The organism is Methylobacterium indicum, from assembly GCF_017347565.1.
GTDB classification, from domain to species: domain Bacteria; phylum Pseudomonadota; class Alphaproteobacteria; order Rhizobiales; family Beijerinckiaceae; genus Methylobacterium; species Methylobacterium indicum.
On record NZ_AP024145.1, the window covers coordinates 1,269,236 to 1,287,165 of the forward strand.

The following is a 17,930-nucleotide window of genomic DNA, read 5'->3' on the forward strand; positions in this document are numbered from 1 at the left end:
CGTGCGGCCGGCCTTCGCGACACGTGGGGCCCGCGGCGTCACATCGCCGAGGCGGCCGCGCGGGGCCGCGGGGCCGGTGCCTCGGCCTTCTCGGCCGAGCGGATCGCCTTCCAGGCGTTGGGCTGGGTGATCGAGGCACGGAGCGCCGCCACGTTCTGCGCGGCTTCCGCCGGCCCGAGATCGCGGGTGAGGATCTGCTCGGCCTCGCCGAAGCGGCCCTGCAACCCGAGCACGAGGGCGAGGTTCTGGCGCACCCGCGCGTCGGCGCGGGGATCGGCGCTGGCCTGGCGCAGGGTCGCCTCGGCCTCGGGCAGATGCTTGGCGAGCGCGTAGGACAGGCCGAGATTCGACATCACCGCCGGCTCGCCGGGGACGATCTTCAGCGCCGCCTCGTAGTAGCGCTGGGCCTGGGCATGGTCGCCCATCTGGTCGGCCACCGCGCCCTGCGCCGAGAGCACGCGCCAGTCGGGATTGGCCGGGGAATGGGCGTTGCGCAGCACCTCCGCCGCCTCGGCGAGGCGGCCGATCTCGGCCAGGCTCTTGCCGTAGGCGGCGAGCACCGCGGGATTCTTGGGGTTGCGCAAGGCCGTCTGCTGCAGCACCGCCGCGGCCTGCGCGCCCTGGTCGGTGGCCCGCAGCGCCTGGGCGTAGGCCATCGCGGTGCCGATGTCGCCCGGGTCGCGCTCGTAGCGCTGGGCGAGCCGCCCGACGTCGCGGCGCGCGGTGTCGGCGGGGGCGGCGGCGTCGATCGACCCGGTGGTGAGGGGCTGGCGCGACAGGCAGCCGGAGGCCATCAGCGCCACCGCCGCGACGACGGCGAGGCGCCGCAGGGCATTCGAGCGGGCGGGACGGGTCTCGACGGTCGCGGGCATCGGCCACTCCAGGGACGGGCCTGGGATGTGGCAACCCGCTCCCACGGCCCTCGTGACCGTGGTGATAGGTCGTTAACCCTAATCGGCCGTTAACGCCGGGGCGTGTCCGAGGGCGACGCCTTCGGGGCGGGCGGCCGGGCCTCGGCGCCGCCCCGGTCGGTCCCGACCCCGTGGCGGCTCGTCGTCACGGCCTCGCCGTCGTGCCGGCTGCCATCCTCGATGCCGATCGCCTCGCGCCGCTCCAGCGGGTTGATGGGCTTCCTGTCCTCGGCCATGGCGGGCTCCTCTCGATTGGGACTGTGTGTCGTGCGGGGTGACGCCGAGGGGCCCGCGGGGTTCCCGGCCTGCGGCGAGGCGCCCGGGCGGCGCACCCGGCCGGGCCGGATCGAGCGGCAACGTCCCGCGGCACGCCCCCGAGGATTGACAAGCGGCCGGTCTTGGCTCCCCCTCCGGCGCTCAGCCGTCCGCGTTGAAGGAAGGGATGTCCCGCGTGACCACGCTCCTGCCCGCGACCGAGGCCGCCACCCCGATCCGCTGCGTCGACGCCGCCGGCTGGCCGGCCGTGCTGGCGACGCTGCCGCCGCTCGCCGCGGCCTTCGCGCAAGCGAGCGGGTTCGAGGCCAAGCCCGGCCGGATCGCCCTCTTGCCGGGGGCGGACGGGAGGCTCGAGACCGTCCTGTTCGGGATCGAGGACAAGGGCAAGGGCAAGGGCGACGACAAGGGCAAGGGCGATGCCTTCGCGGTCGGGCGCCTGCCCGACGCCCTGCCGGAGGGAACCTACCGGCTGGCGGATTACCCCGGCGATCCGGCGCTCGCCGCGCTCGCCTGGCGGCTGTCGGGCTACCGCTTCGGCCGCTACCGCGAGCGGGCGGCGCCGACGGCACGGCTCGCCGTCCCGGCGGGGGTCGACGCCGCCGAGATCGACCGCATCGCCGACGCGGTGGCGGCGGGCCGCGACCTCGTCAACACCCCGGCGAACGACCTCGGCCCGGCGGAGATCGAGGCGGCGGCGCGGGCGCTGGCCGGGCGGTTCGGTGCCGCCTGCACGGTGGTGGAGGGCGAGGCGCTGGAGACGGGCTTCCCGCTCATCGCCGCGGTCGGCCGGGCCTCGCCGCGGGCGCCGCGGCTCATCGACATCACCTGGGGCGACCCGTCGGCACCCCGCGTCACCCTGGTCGGCAAGGGCGTGGTGTTCGATACCGGCGGCCTCGACATCAAGCCCTCGGCCGCGATGCTCCTGATGAAGAAGGACATGGCCGGCGCCGCGGTGGCGCTCGCCGCCGCCGAGATGGTGATGGGGGCGGGTCTCCCCGTCCGGCTGCGGGTGCTGGTCCCGACGGTCGAGAATGCGGTGGCCGGTGACGCCTTCCGCCCCGGCGACGTGCTGAAGAGCCGCCACGGCCTCACGGTCGAGATCGGCAACACCGACGCGGAGGGGCGCCTGATCCTGGCCGACGCGCTGAGCCTCGCCGACGAGGAGGCGCCGGAGCTGGTCTTCGACTTCGCGACCCTGACGGGGGCGGCCCGGGTCGCCCTCGGTCCCGACCTGCCGGCCCTGTTCACCGAGGACGACGCCCTGGCGGCGGAGCTCGCCGCCACCGGCCTCGCGGTGAACGACCCGGTCTGGCGGATGCCGCTCTGGGCGCCCTATGCGGGGCTGCTCGATTCGAAGGTCGCGGACCTCAACAACGTCTCGGGCGGCCCCTTCGCCGGGGCGGTGACGGCGGCGCTGTTCCTGCGCCGCTTCGCGCCCGCCGCCAAGGCGCATGTCCATCTCGACCTCTACGGCTGGAACCCGAGCGCCAAGCCCGGTCGGCCGGAGGGCGGCGAGGTGCAGACCGCACGCCTCGTCTACGCCCTCCTCAAGGCGCGCTACGGCGCGCGCTGAGCCGGCCTCATGCCGTGCCGAGGGAGGCCCGCTCCGCCTCGTAGGCCTCCCGCACCACGCCCTTGCCGTAGCGGCGCTCCAGCCGCCGCACGGTGAAGTGGCCGCGGGCGATCGACTGGAAGTGGTCCATGAAGGCGGTGTTGACGGCGGCGCCCCCGAGCGCCCCGAGCACCGGCACCGCCTGGGCGGCGAGCTTCTGCGAGACCACGCCGCCGAACCGGGCGCCGACCTGGCCGGCGAACCGCATCAGCGCCGGGGCGCTCTCGTCGAGGAGGCCGCGGCCCGCGGCGTAGCGCGCCGCCTCCGACATCGCCTTGGCCAGCGCCCCGCGCACCGCGAAATAGCCGCTCTCGGCGGCGGTGCCGGCCGGCGCGTCGGCCTGGACGGGGCCGCGGCCGCCGAGGGCGAAGACCTGCATGCAGGCCAGCGCCGCCTCGGGATCGCCGAGATCCTCGCCCTCGCGCTGGGCGATCTCGGCGATGGAGCGCAGCATCAGGGTGGTGGAGAGCGGCAACTCGACGGCGAGCGTGGTGAGCCCGAAGGCGCCCCCGATGGCGCCCGAGACCGCCGCCAGCGCCTTGTGGCCGCGGTCGCCCGGGGGGAAGCGGCCGATGAGGTCGATCGCCCGGTCGCGCCAGGACGCGGACGGCGAGAGGTCCGGGCCGAGGGGCGCCAGCGCCGCGGCCTCGGGATCGGATTCCGTCCCGGCGGTCGTCCCGGAGGCCTTGGCCGGCAGGGTCGCCAGCGCTGCCCGCAGGGCGCCGCGCATCGCCGTCTCGGTGGCATGGCCGACCGCGTCCATCACCGGGGCCGGCAGGGCGCGGCCGATCATGTCGAGGGGAGCGCCCGCCATGGCGGAGAGCCGGCCGGCGAGGCTCGGCCGCTCCAGCGCCGCGACCGCCCGGCGCAAGGCCGCGCGGTCCTCCGCGCTCATGGGTTGCGCCCCGACCGGGACGGGGGACGGGACGGGCTCGACGGCGACGATCTCGGACACGGGAGCTCCCTTTCGGGCGACAGGCGGTTGCGACGGGCGGGCCGTCGCATCGGACGTGCCGATAAAGCTGGGGCGCCGGTGCCCGGTTCCGCAAGGGGCGGCGCGCCTCAGGCCCGGGCCGGCACCTTCTCCGCCCGGACCGGCTCCGTCTCGCCGGGCAGGAGCCGCAGGCCGAGGCAGAGCAGCGTCACCGGGATGCCGACCGCGGCGGTCATCACGAAGAAGACCGGGTAGCCGAGGGATTCGACGGCGAAGCCCGACAGGCCGCCGACGAACTTGCCCGGCAGCGCGTAGAGCGAGGAGAGGAGCGCGTATTGCGTCGCCGCGAAGGCCGGCGAGGTCAGGCTCGACATGTAGGCGATGAGGGCGGTGCCCGCGAAGGCCCCGGCGAAGTTGTCGATGCTGATGCTGGCCACGAGCAGCGGCAGGTCGTGGCCGGCCAGTGCCAGCCAGGCGAACATCAGGTTCGAGGCCGAGGCCGCGATCCCGCCGATCAGCAGCGCCGGGTAGAGGCCGAGCCGGCTCACCGCGATGCCGCCCGCGAAGGCCCCGGCGATGCCGATCCAGACGCCGTAGACCTTCGAGACCGTGGCGATCTCCGACAGGGTGAAGTGCATGTCGATGTAGAGCGGGTTCGCCATGATGCCCGACACGATGTCGGGCAGGCGGTAGACGGTGATGAGCGCCAGGATCAGCACCAGCCCCGTGCCCTTGCGGGCGACGAGGTCGGCGAAGGGCTCGACCACCGCCTCGCGCAGGGCATGGCGCCAGCCGCGCCGGGGACCCGGATCGCGCGCCTGGACCTTCGGGGCGGCGAGCGTGCCGGCGAGCGCGACCAGCATCAGGAGCGCCATGGCGCCGTAGGCGGGGGCCCAGCCGAAGGCGTCGGCGACGAACAGCGCCCCGGCGCCGGCGCAGATGCGGGCGAGGCTGTAGCCGAGCTGATAGGAGGCCAGCATCATGCCCTGGCGCTCGGGCGGGGCGGAATCGATGCGCCAGCCATCGACCACGATGTCCTGGGTCGCCGACGCGAAGGCGATGACCAGCGCGCAGACCACCGTGTAGCCGAGCGACGTCGCCGGATCGCCCCGGCTCATCGCGATCAGGCCCGCCGCGACCGCGAGCTGCGACAGCAGCATCCAGGCCCGGCGCCGGCCGAGCACGCGCGAGAGCACCGGCAGGTCGACCCGGTCGATCACCGGGGCCCAGAGGAACTTCAGCGTGTAGGCCAGCGACACGTAGCTGAGGAGCCCGATGCTCGAGCGCTCGATGCCGGCGCTGCGCAGCCAGGCCGACAGGGTGGCGAAGACGAGCAGGATCGGCAGGCCGGCGCCGAAGCCGAGCACCAGCATCATCGCCATGCGCCGGTCCGCCGCCACGTCCCGCAGGGTCGCGCGGGTGCGGGCGAGCCAGCCCGTCCCCGGCCTCTCCGTCCCCGGTCTCTCGGCGGTCGTCGTCATCGTGTGCGTCGTCCTCCGGGCGCCTCACCGTCGCCCTGGGTCGGCGGGTGAGACGATGCAAAAAGAATGAACGCAACAGAATTGTGCGTCGCGGTCCTGCCGCAAGGTCCGGTGCCCGGCAGTCGCCGGCACTCGACCCGAGGATGTGGGCGGGATCATGATGGAGAAAGGATTAAGATTAGATCCACCGGAGCTTACGCGACCGGCGGGAACCCAGCCCCGGGTCGTGGGTTCGCTGTGGTGAACGGGGCGACAGCCCTGCTCCGTCCGGGCTCCTCCGGCCGGGGTCGGCCGTCGGCGGGCGAGTGCGGATGATCGGGTTGGATGCTCCCAGGCAGGCCGAGGCGGGCCCCGCGCAGGCGACCGACCTGTCCAACGAGGCCCGTTTCGCGGACGCCTTCCGGGCGAGCGAGACGCCGATGATCATGACGGACCCGGGCCGGCCCGACAACCCGATCGTGTTCGCCAACCCGGCCTTCTGCCGCGTCACCGGCTACGAGGCGCACGAGGTGATCGGCCGCAACTGCCGCTTCCTCCAGGGTCCCGACACCGATCCGGCTGCAATCGCCCGGGTGCGGGAGGCCGTCGCGCACGGCGAGCCGATCCAGGTCGATCTCCTGAACTACCGCAAGGACGGGCGCCCGTTCTGGAACGCCATGTCGCTCTCGCCGGTGCGCGACGAGCGTGGCACGGTCTCTTCCTATTTCGCGCTCCTCTCCGACGTCACCGGCACGCGGCAGGCCGAACGGGCGCTGATGCGGGAGAAGGAATTCCTCGCCCAGGACGTCGAGGCGCGCAACCGGGCGCTCCAGTCCGCCCTCGACCAGCAGACCGCCCTGCTGCACGAGGTCGACCACCGGGTGAAGAACAACCTGCAGGTCATCTCCTCCCTGGTGCTGCTCAAGGCGCGCCGCGCCCAGGACGCGGCCTGCCGCGAGGTCCTGCGCAGCATGGCCGACCGGATCGGGGCGCTCGCCACCGTCCACCGCCTGCTCTACACCCTCGACGACGTCTCGCGCTTCGACCTGCGCGACTTCGCGGACGATTTCGCCATCGAGCTCGGGGCCGGGATCGACCCCGAGCGGATCGCGCTCACGGTCGAGGTCGAGGCCTTGGCGGTCCCGGCCTCGATGGCCGCGCCGCTCGCGCTCCTGATGCACGAACTCGCCGTCAACGCCGTCCGGCACGCCTTCCCGGGCGACCGCCGGGGCCGGATCGCCATCACGGCGCGGCGCGAGGGCGACCGTCTGGTGCTCGAGGTGTGGGACGACGGCATCGGCCTGCCCGACGCCCCCGTCAATCCGGAGGCGTTCGGCCGCGACCTCGTCGGCATGCTGGTGCGCCAGCTGCGCGGCAGCCTCGTGGTCGAGGACCTGGCGCCGGGCACCCGCGCCCACGTCGTCCTCCCCTTGGGATCGGGATCCTCGGGATCGGGATCCTCGGGATCAGGATCGGGATCGGGGCCCGGCTCGGGGCCGGGGCGTTGAGCGGCCCGGCGTTGCGGGTTCTCATCGTCGAGGACGAGGCGTTCATCGCCCTCGAGCTCGAATGCCTGATCGAGGAGGCGGGCCACGTCCCGGTCGGCGTGGCGGCCCGCTCCGACGAGGCGATCGCGCTCGCCCGCGACCTCGCCCCCGACGTCGCCCTGGTCGACGTCCATCTCGCCGACGGACCGACGGGCGTGGCGGTGGCGCAGGACCTGAGCGGCCGGCCGGGCCTGACCGTCCTGTTCACCACCGCCAATGCCAAGCGCATCCCGCTGGACTTCGCCGGCGCCGCCGGGATCATCGCCAAGCCGTATTCCGAGCGCGTGATCCGCGCAGCCCTGGCCTACCTCGCCGGGTGCCGTCACGGCGGGGCGCCGACGGACGTGCCGGACGGGGTGGTGCTCGCGCCGCTTGCGAATCGAGGCGGGGGTTGACGCACCCATCCGGGTCGGCGGCCGGTCGTTCCGTCAAAGAACCGTGGTCCGGTTTGCGGGTCCTCGGCGGGTGCCCTGCCCTTCCGGCCCGGCATCATCGAGCCGGGATGGGCCCGCCCCCCGGATCATTCCGCTACGCTGGCCGCTGTGACAGATCGGGCGTGGGCATCGCCGTGGCGCAACCTCCGGTATCCGCCCCCTCCCGGTGAAATTACAAAATTTTAATTAACATGCCTCTAGGTCATTTCATCATCTCGGCGTAAAAATTTCTGGGCGACATAGTCGATATCGCCAATAAATCTACACATCGATAACATCTTCATATCCCATCCCTCAGAAATCCTGAGCGGTCAGGCAGCCTGGTCAAGCGGGTCGCGCTCGGCCCCATCCCGATGACGATCCGGGCGACGCCGCGGCCGACGCGCCAAGGATCGCAGAGCCGGCGGGCGACGGCGCACAGGCGCAAAGCCGCCCGCGTCGATCGCTGCCGCACCGGCGGCGCCATGACGACGCTTTCGACGGAGGTGTAGCTGATGCCTACCTCAGTAAAAGTCCGCCCCCACCGAGCACCACCTGCATCCAGGAGCGAGACCTACAGCGATGTCGTCGTCGTCGGTGCCGGCATCGTCGGGCTGACCAATGCGCTGCAACTCGCCAAGCGCGGTCTCGATGTCACGCTCGTCGACAACGTCGCGAGCCGGAAGGACAGCTATAAGGTCGGCGAGTCCTTCCTGGTGTTCACGAGCGCCTTCCTGCGCACCGTCGGCGAGCTGGACCGGTTCATCTCGGAGGAATCCTTCATCAAGCTCGGCGTGTGGTTCACGGTCGGGGCCGAACACCGGGCGGAATTTTCCGGAACCACCGAGTGGGCGGTCAACGCCGATCCGCATCCGCCGCACTACCTTTTCGACCACGCCCCCGACAAAAAATGGTTCCGCTGCATGTTCCTCGACATGCAGATCGCGCGGCCGGACGCGGAAGCCGCAATGCGCGACGCCGTCCGCCGGCACCCCAACATCCGGTTCCTCGACGACGTTTTCGTGGAATCGATCGCTCTCTCAGAGACCGATGCCCCCCACCGCCTCACGCTCGCCGGCACCAGGGACGAGCCGCCCCTGGAGGCTGGCTGGATCATGGATTGCTCCGGGCGCAACCGCCTCCTGGCCCGACAGCTCGATCACCGCGCGGAACGCCGGGAACGGGACGACGAGTTCCAGACCTCCGCGGCCTGGGGGCAGTTCTCGCACGTCGACGACGCCAAATTCGGCGAACAGTGGAGCGCCCTTCTCGCATCGGGCCAGCGGACCCCGCGGGACCTCTACACTGTCCATCTGTGGGGCGTCGGCTACTGGATCTGGGTCATCCGTCTCTCGCAGAACCGGATCAGCGTCGGCGTGACCTTCGACCTGCGCAGGACACCAGCCGAGGGGACGCTGCGGGAGCAGTTTTGGGCCCTGATCGGCCGGCACCCGGTGCTCGACGGCATCATCGGCGAGGAGACGCTGCTCGAATTTCAAGCCTATCGCCAGGTCCAGCATTGGACGGACCGCTTCGTCAGCGCCAAGCGCTACGCGATGGCGGGCGACGCCGGCAGCATCATCGACGCCTATTACAGCCAGGGCATCGCGCTGGCGCTGGTCTCGAGCTGGCATATCGCCAACGTCATGGAGAGACAAGTCAAGACCGGCGAAGCCGATCACGACTACATCGATCGCATCAACGAGGCGACCCGGCAGGACTGGGCAATGATGCGCAACATGGTGCGCGAGAAATATACGCCCGCGATCGAGGATTCACGGTTCTTCCTGCTATCCCACATCCTCGACATGGCGATCTTCTGGTGCATGGGGCGTACCCGGGCCAAGCTGACGCATTGGCTGGTGCGGACCGAAGGCTATTCCGATCGGCAGACCCCGGAGCTGGAACGGCTCCGGCGCAACGTGGAACGCCGCCTGTTCTACTCCCGGTCGCCCTACTGGCTCGGCCTATCCCCCGAACGGGTGCAGCGCCTCCAGCGCTACCTCCAGCGCAAGATCGCCGAACGGGCGCGCTGGCGCCAGGAACACGGCATCGTCCCGCCTCCGCTCAAGAGCGTCCTGTCGGTGACGGCTCCGCTGCCGCGGATCTGGCGGCTGCCTTTCGCCCGGAACGGGAAGGTGCTCGACATCAGCGCACGCGACCTCGTTCAGCCCGCCGCCCAGCGCGCCGACGGGACGGCGACGTGGTTCGACCACCTCCCGATCCCAATCAACACCAAGCTCGACTGGGTCATCAGGCTACGGCCGCTGGGTCTCCTGGCTTCCTTCGCATTCGGCTACGTCTACGACGCCCTGGACACGACGCGGCGCAAGATCGCGACGAGGTCGTCTCCGAAGGCTGCCGGGACATCCTCGCCCCTTACCTCCGATCTGCCGAACCGTGCAGGAGGCTCCCATGCATAAGGCGGTCTATCTCAGCCTCGGCGCGCCCCATCTCGAATATCCCGCGGTGGAGGATGCCCTTCGTGCCGAAGGCGTCGAGGCACGGATGGTCCATCTCGCCGCGTTCGACAGGCTCGATCTCGACGAGATCGACCTCGTGAACCTGCGCATGTGCCGGTGGTACCACAAGGAGCCGGACTTTCAGGAGCGGGTGGAGCGCGTTCACGAGCGGCTGCTCGCGGCACCGCGCGGGCCCATTCCGCTGGCCAATCCCCTGCCCCTGGTCCTCGATGCCCTCGACAAGGGACGCTACCTGCGCAAGCTCTCCGAGGACGGCATCGAGCTCGTCCCCACCCGGTGGATCGCCAAAGGGGCTTCATTCGACGTCGTCAGAACGATGGACGAGGCGGGCTGGGACGACGTCGTGGTCAAGCCGACCGTGTCGTCCGGCTCCTGGAACACCATCCGGGTGTCCCGGTCCGGCCCGGCGCTGGACGCGCACCATTTCGTTCTGCAGGAGGGCGTCTTCGCGAAACAGGCCGAGATGGCCGCCCTCGCCCTGACGCATGCGCTGATCGTGCAGCCCTTCCTGCCCTCCGTGCTCGATTTCGGCGAGCTTTCGTTCGTGTTCCTCGGCGGGGCACTGAGTCACGTCGTGCGCAAGACCGTCGGCAACCGGGGAGGCTGGTGGGCGCACGAGCGACTGGGTGGGCAGAACCATCGCTGGAACCCCAACCCCGCCGAAGAACGCTGGGCGACGGGGGTGAACGACGCGCTCGAACGGCGCTACGGCCGGCTCTGGTTTGCCCGCATCGACGGGCTCCAGGGCGTCGACGGCCGCCTGCAGCTGCTCGAATGCGAATTGGCGATCCCCCGCCTCCTCCTGCCCGAGGGAAAAGCCTTCGGACGCTACGCGACGGTCATGGCCGAGGGGATCGCGCGTCACCGGCCCGGTCGACCGCGGATTCGGGCCGCCTGACCCTCTGGAACTCAGGCCACCGGTCCGGGATCCGGCGGCAGGGCGAGCCGCCGAAGACCGTCACCTGAGCGTCTCCTCGCTAAGCCTGCGCGGTACCGCGCCATCGACACCACCATGTCGACGGCGCGGTGCCGCTCACGCCCCGAAGCCGCCGTCGATCGTGTGCATCGCCCCGGTCACGAAGCTCGCCTCCGGCCCCGCCAGCCAGGCCACCATCCCGGCCACGTCCTCCGGGCGGCCATGGCGCTTGAGGGCCATGACGGCATGCATGACATCCTTCATCGGCCCGTCCGCCGGGTTCATGTCGGTGTCGATCGGGCCGGGCTGGACGACGTTCACGGTGATGCCGCGCGGCCCGAAATCCCGCGCCAGCCCCCGCGCCATGCCCTGCAAGGCCGACTTGCTCATCGCGTAGGCGGACAGGCCGGGAAACGGGATCCGGTCGCCGTTGACGGAGCCGATCACGATGATCCGTCCGCCCTCCGGCATGCGCCGGGCCGCTTCCACGGCGGCGTGATAGGGGGAGGTCACGTTGATCCGGACCAGGCGGTCGACCTCGTCGGGATCCTGCTCCAGCGGATCGCCGAACGCGCCCACGCCCGCATTCACCACCAGGACGTCCAGGGGGCCGCTCTCGCGCACCCGGGCGATCACCGCGTCCCGGTCGGCGCTGTCGGTCTTCTCGGCAACCGTGCCGGTCTCCGCCGCCAGCTTTTCCGCCGCCTCCCGCGAGCCCGCGTAGGTGAAGGTCACCCGGGCGCCCTGGGTGGCGAAGCGCCGGACGATCGCCGCCCCGATCCCCCGGCTGCCGCCGAGCACGAGAACGGACTTGCCCTGAAAATACGTGTCGCGGGACGCGGCCATCGGGCCCTCCTTGAGGGTTAAGTTAGTGAACACTACATAAATCGTCCGAGTCCCCGGTCAAGCCTTTTTGTATCGATGCCTACAAAATCACCGCGCGCCCGCGGCCGTCCCCGCCGCTTCGATCCCGACGAGGCCGTCACGGTGGCGAAGCGGCTGTTCCATGCCCGCGGCTACGACGCGGTCAGCGTCGCCGATCTCACCGAGGCGCTCGGCATCAACCCGCCCAGCTTCTACGCCGCCTTCGGCAGCAAGGCCGGCCTCTATGCCCGCGCCCTCGGCCATTACTCGAAGACCGGGGGGATCCCGCTGGCCGAGATCCTGCGCCCGGGCCGCCCGGTGGCCGAGGCGCTGGCCGCCTTGCTGGAAGAGGCCGCGCGCCGCTACGGCGCGGATCCCGGGGCCGCCGGGTGCCTGGCGATCGAGGGCACGCGCTGCCTCGATCCGGCGGCCCGGGAAGCCGCCCGCGCGCTCACCGGCGCGGGCGGCGAGACAATCCGGCGCTTCGTCGCGGCCACCCACCCGGACTCGGCCGAAGGCCTGTCCGACTACGTCGTGACGATGATGGTCGGCCTCTCGGCCATGGCCCGCGAGGGCCACGGCCCGGACCGCCTCCTCGCCACCGCCCGCTTCGCCGGCCGGGCCCTGACGCAGGCGCTGGCCGCCGACGCGCCGCGGTGAGCGGGGCGTCGGGGGGACGATGCCGTCATGCGGCTCTCGGGCGATCCGGCGAGGGAACGAGGCGCGAGGGACCCTACCCCTCCGACCGCGCCGCCTTGAGCCGGTAGAGCGCGTCCAGCGCCTCGCGCGGGCTCAAGGCGTCCGGGTCGATCCCGTCGAGGAGGAGCCCGACCGGGTCGGGCCTCTCCACCGGCGGCGGGGCCGGGGGCGGCGCGGCCGGCATCGCGGCGAAGAGCGGCAGCTCGGCCGGTGCCTTCCGCCTACCGGATCCGCCCTCCCCCCGCTCCAGTTCGGCGAGCAGCGCCTTGGCGCGGGCGATCACCGGGGCGGGCAAGCCGGCGAGCCGCGCGACCTGGAGGCCGTAGGAGCGGTCGGCGGCGCCCGGCACCACCTCGTGCAGGAAGACCACGTCGCCCTTCCACTCGGTCACCTTGAGGGTGGCGTTGGAGAGGCGGTCGAGGCGCTGGGCCAAGGCCGTCAGTTCGTGGAAATGGGTGGCGAACAGGGCCCGGCAGCCGTTCGTGCCGTGCAGGTGCTCCAGGCAGGCCCAGGCGATCGACAGGCCGTCGAAGGTCGCGGTCCCGCGTCCGATCTCGTCGAGGACGACGAGGGAGCGCTTCGTCGCCTGGTTGAGGATCGCCGCGGTCTCGACCATCTCGACCATGAAGGTCGAATGGCCCCGCGCCAGATCGTCGGCGGCGCCGACGCGGGAAAAAAGCCGGTCGACGAGGCCGAGATGGGCCGAGATCGCCGGCACGTAGGCGCCCATCTGGGCGAGCACCGCGATGAGCGCGTTCTGGCGCAGGAAGGTCGACTTGCCGCCCATGTTCGGGCCGGTGACGAGGAGGATCTGGCCCGCCTCGCGCCCCGACAGGTCGCAGGCATTGGCGATGAAGGCCTCGCCCGCCTTGGTCAGGGCCGCCTCGACCACCGGGTGGCGCCCGCCCTCGATCCGGAAGGCGAGGCCGTCGTCGACGGTGGGCCGGGTCCAGTTCAGCTCGACGGCGAGTTCCGCGTGCGAGGCCGCGACGTCCAAAGCCGCGAGCGCACTCGCCGCCGCGGCGATCGAATCGGATTCGGCCATCACGGCCTTCGACAGGCTCTCGAAGATCTCGAGTTCGAGGGCGAGCCCCCGGCCGGCGGCGTTGGCGATCTTGGTTTCCAGCTCGCCGAGTTCGACGCTGGTGAAGCGCATCGCGTCCACCATGGTCTGGCGGTGGACGAAGGTGGCGCGCCAGGGATCCTTCAGCAGGGTCTCGCCGAAGGCCTGCGGCACCTCGATGAAGTAGCCGAGCAGGTTGTTGTGCTTGATCCGCAGCGTCCGGCAGCCGGTCTCGGCGGCGTAGCGGGCCTGCAAGCCGGCCACGACCTGGCGCGAATCGCGCTGGAGGGTGCGGGTTTCGTCCAGTTCGGCGCGGTAGCCCTCGCGCACGAAGCCGCCGTCGCGGCGCTGGAGCGGCAGGTCGTCGGCGAGGGCGGCGGCGAGCTCGTCGGCGAGCGCCTCGTCGAGCCCGGCGAGCAGGCGTGCCGCCTTGCCGATCTCGCCCGGCAGCGCGCCCGCGCCGGCGAGCGCCGTCGCGATGCCGCGGGCAGCCATGAGCCCGTCGCGCAGGGCCGCGAGGTCGCGGGGCCCGGCCCGGCCGAGGCCGATGCGGGTGAGGGCGCGAGCCATGTCGGGGGCCCGCGCCAGTTCCGCCCGCAACTCCGCCCGCAGCGGTCCTTCGGAGACCAGGAACTCCACCGCGTCGTGGCGGCGGCGGATCAGCGCGAGGTCGGTCGAGGGACCGGCCAGCCGCTCGGCGAGGAGGCGTGCGCCCGCTCCGCCGACCGTGCGGTCGATGGCGGCGAGCAGGCTGCCGGCCCGCTCGCCCGAGAGCGTGCGGGTCAGCTCCAGGTTCTGGCGCGTCGCCGCGTCGATCATCAGGCTCGCCCCCGCCGCCTGGCGGGTGGGCGGGCTCAAGGTCACCTTGGCGCCGAGCTGGGTGCGGGCGATGTAATGCAGGACGGCACCCGCCGCCGCGACCTCGACCCGGCTGAAGGCACCGAACCCGTCGAGGGTCTGGACGCCGAACTGCTCCTTGATCGACCGCTCGGCGGAGGCCGGATCGACGTCGCCGCGCCCGACCGGGGTGACGGCGGCTCGTGTGTCGCGCCACAGCCGCGCGAGGTCGGGATCCTGGTGGATCGCGTCGCCCATCACGATCTCGCGCGGGTCGAGCCGGGCGATCTCGGCGGCGAGCCCCGGCCCCTCGACCTCGCCGAGCGAGAAGCGACCGGTCGAGATGTCGACGGCCGCCAAGCCGTAGGTCCAGCCCGCCTCCGAGGCGCGCCGGCGGGACAGCGCCAGCAGCACGTTGGCCCGGCCGGGATCGAGCAGGCGGTCTTCCGTGATGGTGCCGGGCGTGACGAGGCGCACGACCTCCCGCCGCACCACCGACTTCGAGCCGCGCTTCTTGGCTTCCGCCGGATCCTCGGTCTGCTCGCAGACCGCGACCCGGTGACCCAGCCCGATCAGGCGCTGGAGGTAGTCGTCGGAGCGCTCCACCGGCACGCCGCACATCGGGATGTCGGCGCCGCCATGCTTGCCGCGGCGGGTGAGCACGATGCCGAGCGCCCGCGAGGCGATCTCGGCATCCGCGAAGAACAGCTCGTAGAAATCCCCCATGCGGTAGAACAGCAGGGAATCGGGGTTGGCCGCCTTGATCTCGATGTACTGCGCCATCATCGGCGAGACCTTGGCCTCGTCGTCGGGCGCAGCCGAGCGCCGGCCGCGGGCGGGGGCCGGGGGCGCCGCGTCGGTCGGCTCGTAAGCCTCGTCGCGCAGCAGGCGGCCGGTGTCGCTGTCCATCGTCATGAGATCAGGGGGCTGTCGTCGGGTCCGCGGCGAAGTGGTCGGCCAGACTAACAGAGGCCCGCGGCCACGCTCCAGACCGGCAGAGCGGGGATGATGGGGATCGTCATCCCCCGCGGAAATCCCGCGGCGGCGCGCTTTGCCGTCCCGGCGCCGCTTGAGCCGGCCGGATCATGGCCCTAAGGGACGGGTCCCCCAGAGGTTGATTCTGGTCGCACGAGAAGAGCTTGGCATGAGCGAGTCCCGCCCCGTCACCCGCGGCAAGCGCCCGACCTTCACCGACCAGGAGGCATTGCAGTTCCACCAGCAGGGCCGGCCCGGCAAGCTGGAGGTGGTGGCGACGAAGCCGATGGCGACGCAGCGCGACCTGTCGCTCGCCTATTCGCCCGGCGTCGCCGTGCCGGTGCTCGCCATCGCGGACGATCCGGCGCTCGCCTACGACTACACCGCCAAGGGCAACCTCGTGGCGGTGATCTCGAACGGCACCGCGATCCTGGGCCTCGGCAACCGCGGCGCGCTCGCCTCGAAGCCCGTGATGGAGGGCAAGGCGGTCCTGTTCAAGCGCTTTGCCGACATCGATTCCTTCGACCTCGAGGTCGGGACCGAGGATGCCGAGGCGTTCATCAACTGCGTGCGCTACCTCGGGCCGACCTTCGGCGGCATCAACCTGGAGGACATCAAGGCCCCCGAGTGCTTCATCATCGAGGAGCGCCTGCGGGAACTGATGGACATCCCGGTCTTCCACGACGACCAGCACGGCACCGCGATCATCTCGGCGGCGGGCATCGTCAATGCCCTGCACCTGACCGGCCGCAACATCTCCGAGGCCAAGCTCGTCGTCAACGGCGCGGGCGCGGCGGGCATCGCCTGCATCGAGCTCGTCAAGGCGCTCGGCTTCCGCTCCGAGAACGTGATCCTGTGCGACACCAAGGGCGTGGTGTTCCAGGGCCGCACCGAGGGCATGAACCAGTGGAAGTCGGCGCATGCCGTCGCCACCGACAAGCGGACGCTGGTGGAGGCGATGGAGGGCGCCGACATCGTGTTCGGCCTCTCGGTGAAGGGCGCCTTCACCCCCGAGATGATCGCCTCGATGGCGCCGCAGCCGATCATCTTCGCGATGGCGAACCCCAACCCCGAGATCACCCCCGAGGAGGTGGCGCAGGTCCGCGACGATGCCATCGTGGCGACCGGGCGCTCGGACTACCCCAACCAGGTCAACAACGTTCTTGGCTTCCCCTACATCTTCCGGGGAGCGCTGGACGTGCACGCGACCACGATCAACATGGAGATGAAGATCGCGGCCGCGCAGGCGCTCGCCGCGCTCGCCCGCGAGGACGTGCCGGACGAGGTGGCGGCGGCCTACCAGGGCACCCGGCCGCGCTTCGGGCGCGAATACATCATCCCGGTGCCGTTCGATCCGCGCCTGATCCACACCATCCCGCCGGCGGTGGCCAAGGCCGCGATGGAGACCGGCGTCGCCCGCAAGCCCATCGACAACATGGACCGCTACCGGGCCCAGCTCTCGGCCCGGCGCGATCCCGTCGCCGGCACGCTCAACCGGGTGTTCGAGCGGGTGCGCAAGTACCCCAAGCGCGTCGTCTTCGCCGAGGGCGAGGAGGAGGTGGTGATCCGCGCCGCGGTCTCCTTCGTCAACCAGGGTCTCGGCACCGCGATCCTGGTCGGCCGCGAGGACCGGGTGATGGCCAATGCCGAGGCCGCCGGCATCGACCTCGCGGGGCGCGACAACATCGAGATCCACAACGCCGCGAAGTCCCACCGCAACGGCGTCTACGCGCAGTTCCTCTACGCCCGGATGCAGCGCCAGGGCCTGCTGTTCCGCGACTGCCAGCGCCTGATCAACCAGGACCGCAACCACTTCGCGGCCTCGATGGTGGCGCTCGGCGATGCCGACGCGATGGTGACCGGGACCACCCGCAACTACTCGGTCGCGCTCGAGGACGTGCGCCGGGTCATCGACCACAAGCCCGGCCACCGGGTGATCGGCGTCTCGCTCTGCCTCGCCCGCGGCCGGGTGGTGCTGGTGGCCGACACGGCGATCCACGAGATGCCGAGCGCCGAGGAACTCGCCGGCATCGCCATCGAGGCGGCGGGCGTGGCGCGGCGCCTCGGCTACGAGCCGCGGGTGGCGATGCTGTCCTTCTCGAGCTTCGGCCATCCCCAGGCCGAGCGCGCCGAGAAGGTGCAGGAGGCGGTGCGGATCCTCGACGGGATGCGGGTCGACTTCGAGTATGACGGCGAGATGGCGGCCGACGTCGCGCTGAACAAGGACCTGCTCGCCCAGTATCCGTTCAGCCGCCTCAAGCAGCCGGCCAACGTCCTGGTGATGCCGGCCTTCCACTCGGCCTCGATCTCCACCAAGATGCTGCAGGAACTCGGCGGCGCCCAGGTGCTCGGCCCGCTGATCGTCGGCCTCGACAAGGCGGTGCAGATCGTCCCGCTCGGGGCGACCGATTCCGACCTCGTCAACATGGCGGCTTTGGCCGCCTACAACATCGGCGGCTGAGCGGCGATCGTCGGGGTCGGCCACACCGACCCCGCTCGTCCTATCCGAAACCTCATCCTGAGGCGTCAGTCGATCAACGATCGACTGACCTCGAAGGAGGGCTTTAGGGATCGTAGCGATATCTGGAGCCCTCCTTCGAGGCGTTCTCGGCCGCGTGGGCGCGCATCCGATATGCAAGGGCATCTTTTGTCGACGATGGACTGGCTTCGTGTCAGTTCGGGACGCAAGCGCCAATGCGTCGACCTATGCCACGTAGCAGCGCAATTCGTTCGCGTCGTGGGAACGCTGTCGGAGGGTCGTTGCGATCCAATGATGTCACACAGGTTCGGGTCGTGTCTCCGTGGAGAACAACCTGGGGCCGTGTGCCTTCAACGGATTGGCTGCAACGGCAGAGCTCCGACCTGCGCCCCTCGCCTTAACAGGGCGGTGTTCTGCCGACTGAGCTACATTCTATCAGGCAGACAGCAAAATGCCCGGGC

The 17,930-nt window shown here is 71.3% G+C and carries 13 protein-coding genes; 7 read left to right on the forward strand and 6 right to left on the reverse strand.

Annotation, left to right across the window (positions count from 1 at the left end):
• Positions 1-38 precede the first annotated feature (38 nt).
• Together miv_RS05855 and miv_RS05860 are read right to left on the reverse strand one after the other, a co-directional pair.
• On the reverse strand, positions 39-872 hold the full coding sequence (locus miv_RS05855) for a tetratricopeptide repeat protein (protein ID WP_048425885.1): 834 nt from the start codon (positions 870-872) through the stop codon (positions 39-41).
• 89 nt (positions 873-961) lie between these two features.
• Entirely contained in the window at positions 962-1,147 is a 186-nt protein-coding gene (locus miv_RS05860; protein WP_082711420.1) for a hypothetical protein, read from the reverse strand.
• 215 nt (positions 1,148-1,362) lie between these two features.
• Between miv_RS05860 and miv_RS05865 the strand changes: the two genes are divergently transcribed.
• A complete protein-coding gene (locus tag miv_RS05865) occupies positions 1,363-2,760 on the forward strand; it encodes a leucyl aminopeptidase family protein (RefSeq protein ID WP_425312964.1) in 1,398 nt (465 codons plus the stop codon).
• Between the two features lie 7 nt (positions 2,761-2,767).
• On the opposite strand, the gene miv_RS05870 is transcribed toward miv_RS05865, so the two are convergent.
• Together miv_RS05870 and miv_RS05875 are read right to left on the reverse strand one after the other, a co-directional pair.
• Entirely contained in the window at positions 2,768-3,754 is a 987-nt protein-coding gene (locus miv_RS05870) for an EcsC family protein (RefSeq protein ID WP_048425882.1), read from the reverse strand.
• A 107-nt stretch (positions 3,755-3,861) separates the two neighbouring features.
• Positions 3,862-5,214 (reverse strand): AmpG family muropeptide MFS transporter, encoded by a 1,353-nt coding sequence (locus tag miv_RS05875; protein WP_207181847.1) that lies wholly within the window; start codon positions 5,212-5,214, stop codon positions 3,862-3,864.
• A gap of 320 nt (positions 5,215-5,534) precedes the next feature.
• Here miv_RS05875 and miv_RS05880 point away from each other — a divergent pair, with 320 nt between their 5' ends.
• The 4 genes from miv_RS05880 (at position 5,535) to miv_RS05895 (ending at position 10,534) form a co-directional block, all read left to right on the forward strand.
• Complete coding sequence (locus miv_RS05880) at positions 5,535-6,701, forward strand: PAS domain-containing protein (protein ID WP_244748888.1); 1,167 nt, start codon at positions 5,535-5,537, stop codon at positions 6,699-6,701.
• Positions 6,702-6,712: 11 nt separating this feature from the next.
• Complete coding sequence (locus tag miv_RS05885) at positions 6,713-7,135, forward strand: response regulator (RefSeq protein ID WP_207181852.1); 423 nt, start codon at positions 6,713-6,715, stop codon at positions 7,133-7,135.
• Positions 7,136-7,668: 533 nt separating this feature from the next.
• Positions 7,669-9,576 (forward strand): NAD(P)/FAD-dependent oxidoreductase, encoded by a 1,908-nt coding sequence (locus tag miv_RS05890; RefSeq protein ID WP_207181854.1) that lies wholly within the window; start codon positions 7,669-7,671, stop codon positions 9,574-9,576.
• Positions 9,569-10,534 carry an ATP-grasp domain-containing protein gene (locus miv_RS05895; protein WP_207181856.1) on the forward strand — a complete coding sequence of 322 codons (966 nt, stop codon included), beginning with the start codon at positions 9,569-9,571 and terminating at the stop codon, positions 10,532-10,534. Before miv_RS05890 ends, miv_RS05895 begins: the two co-directional genes overlap by 8 nt.
• Positions 10,535-10,669: 135 nt before the next feature.
• On the opposite strand, the gene bdcA is transcribed toward miv_RS05895, so the two are convergent.
• Entirely contained in the window at positions 10,670-11,398 is a 729-nt protein-coding gene (gene bdcA / locus miv_RS05900) for an SDR family oxidoreductase (protein WP_207181857.1), read from the reverse strand.
• Between the two features lie 75 nt (positions 11,399-11,473).
• Between bdcA and miv_RS05905 the strand changes: the two genes are divergently transcribed.
• On the forward strand, positions 11,474-12,076 hold the full coding sequence (locus tag miv_RS05905) for a TetR/AcrR family transcriptional regulator (RefSeq protein WP_207181858.1): 603 nt from the start codon (positions 11,474-11,476) through the stop codon (positions 12,074-12,076).
• Positions 12,077-12,149: 73 nt separating this feature from the next.
• On the opposite strand, the gene mutS is transcribed toward miv_RS05905, so the two are convergent.
• Positions 12,150-14,930 (reverse strand): DNA mismatch repair protein MutS, encoded by a 2,781-nt coding sequence (mutS, locus tag miv_RS05910; protein WP_207181859.1) that lies wholly within the window; start codon positions 14,928-14,930, stop codon positions 12,150-12,152.
• 229 nt (positions 14,931-15,159) lie between these two features.
• Between mutS and miv_RS05915 the strand changes: the two genes are divergently transcribed.
• Positions 15,160-17,451: an NADP-dependent malic enzyme gene (locus miv_RS05915; RefSeq protein WP_207181860.1), complete on the forward strand. Its 2,292-nt coding sequence runs from the start codon at positions 15,160-15,162 to the stop codon at positions 17,449-17,451.
• Positions 17,452-17,930: the final 479 nt, after the last annotated feature.

Excerpts from the sequence above, each read along its gene's own strand:
- miv_RS05890 (WP_207181854.1), top strand. The coding sequence starts at position 7,669 with ATGCCTACCTCAGTAAAAGTCCGCCCCCACCGAGCACCACCTGCATCC.
- miv_RS05860 (WP_082711420.1), bottom strand. The coding sequence starts at position 1,147 with ATGGCCGAGGACAGGAAGCCCATCAACCCGCTGGAGCGGCGCGAGGCG.
- miv_RS05905 (WP_207181858.1), top strand. The coding sequence starts at position 11,474 with ATGCCTACAAAATCACCGCGCGCCCGCGGCCGTCCCCGCCGCTTCGAT.
- miv_RS05915 (WP_207181860.1), top strand. The coding sequence starts at position 15,160 with ATGAGCGAGTCCCGCCCCGTCACCCGCGGCAAGCGCCCGACCTTCACC.
- miv_RS05875 (WP_207181847.1), bottom strand. The coding sequence starts at position 5,214 with ATGACGACGACCGCCGAGAGACCGGGGACGGAGAGGCCGGGGACGGGC.
- miv_RS05895 (WP_207181856.1), top strand. The coding sequence starts at position 9,569 with ATGCATAAGGCGGTCTATCTCAGCCTCGGCGCGCCCCATCTCGAATAT.
- bdcA (WP_207181857.1), bottom strand. The coding sequence starts at position 11,398 with ATGGCCGCGTCCCGCGACACGTATTTTCAGGGCAAGTCCGTTCTCGTG.
- miv_RS05855 (WP_048425885.1), bottom strand. The coding sequence starts at position 872 with ATGCCCGCGACCGTCGAGACCCGTCCCGCCCGCTCGAATGCCCTGCGG.
- mutS (WP_207181859.1), bottom strand. The coding sequence starts at position 14,930 with ATGACGATGGACAGCGACACCGGCCGCCTGCTGCGCGACGAGGCTTAC.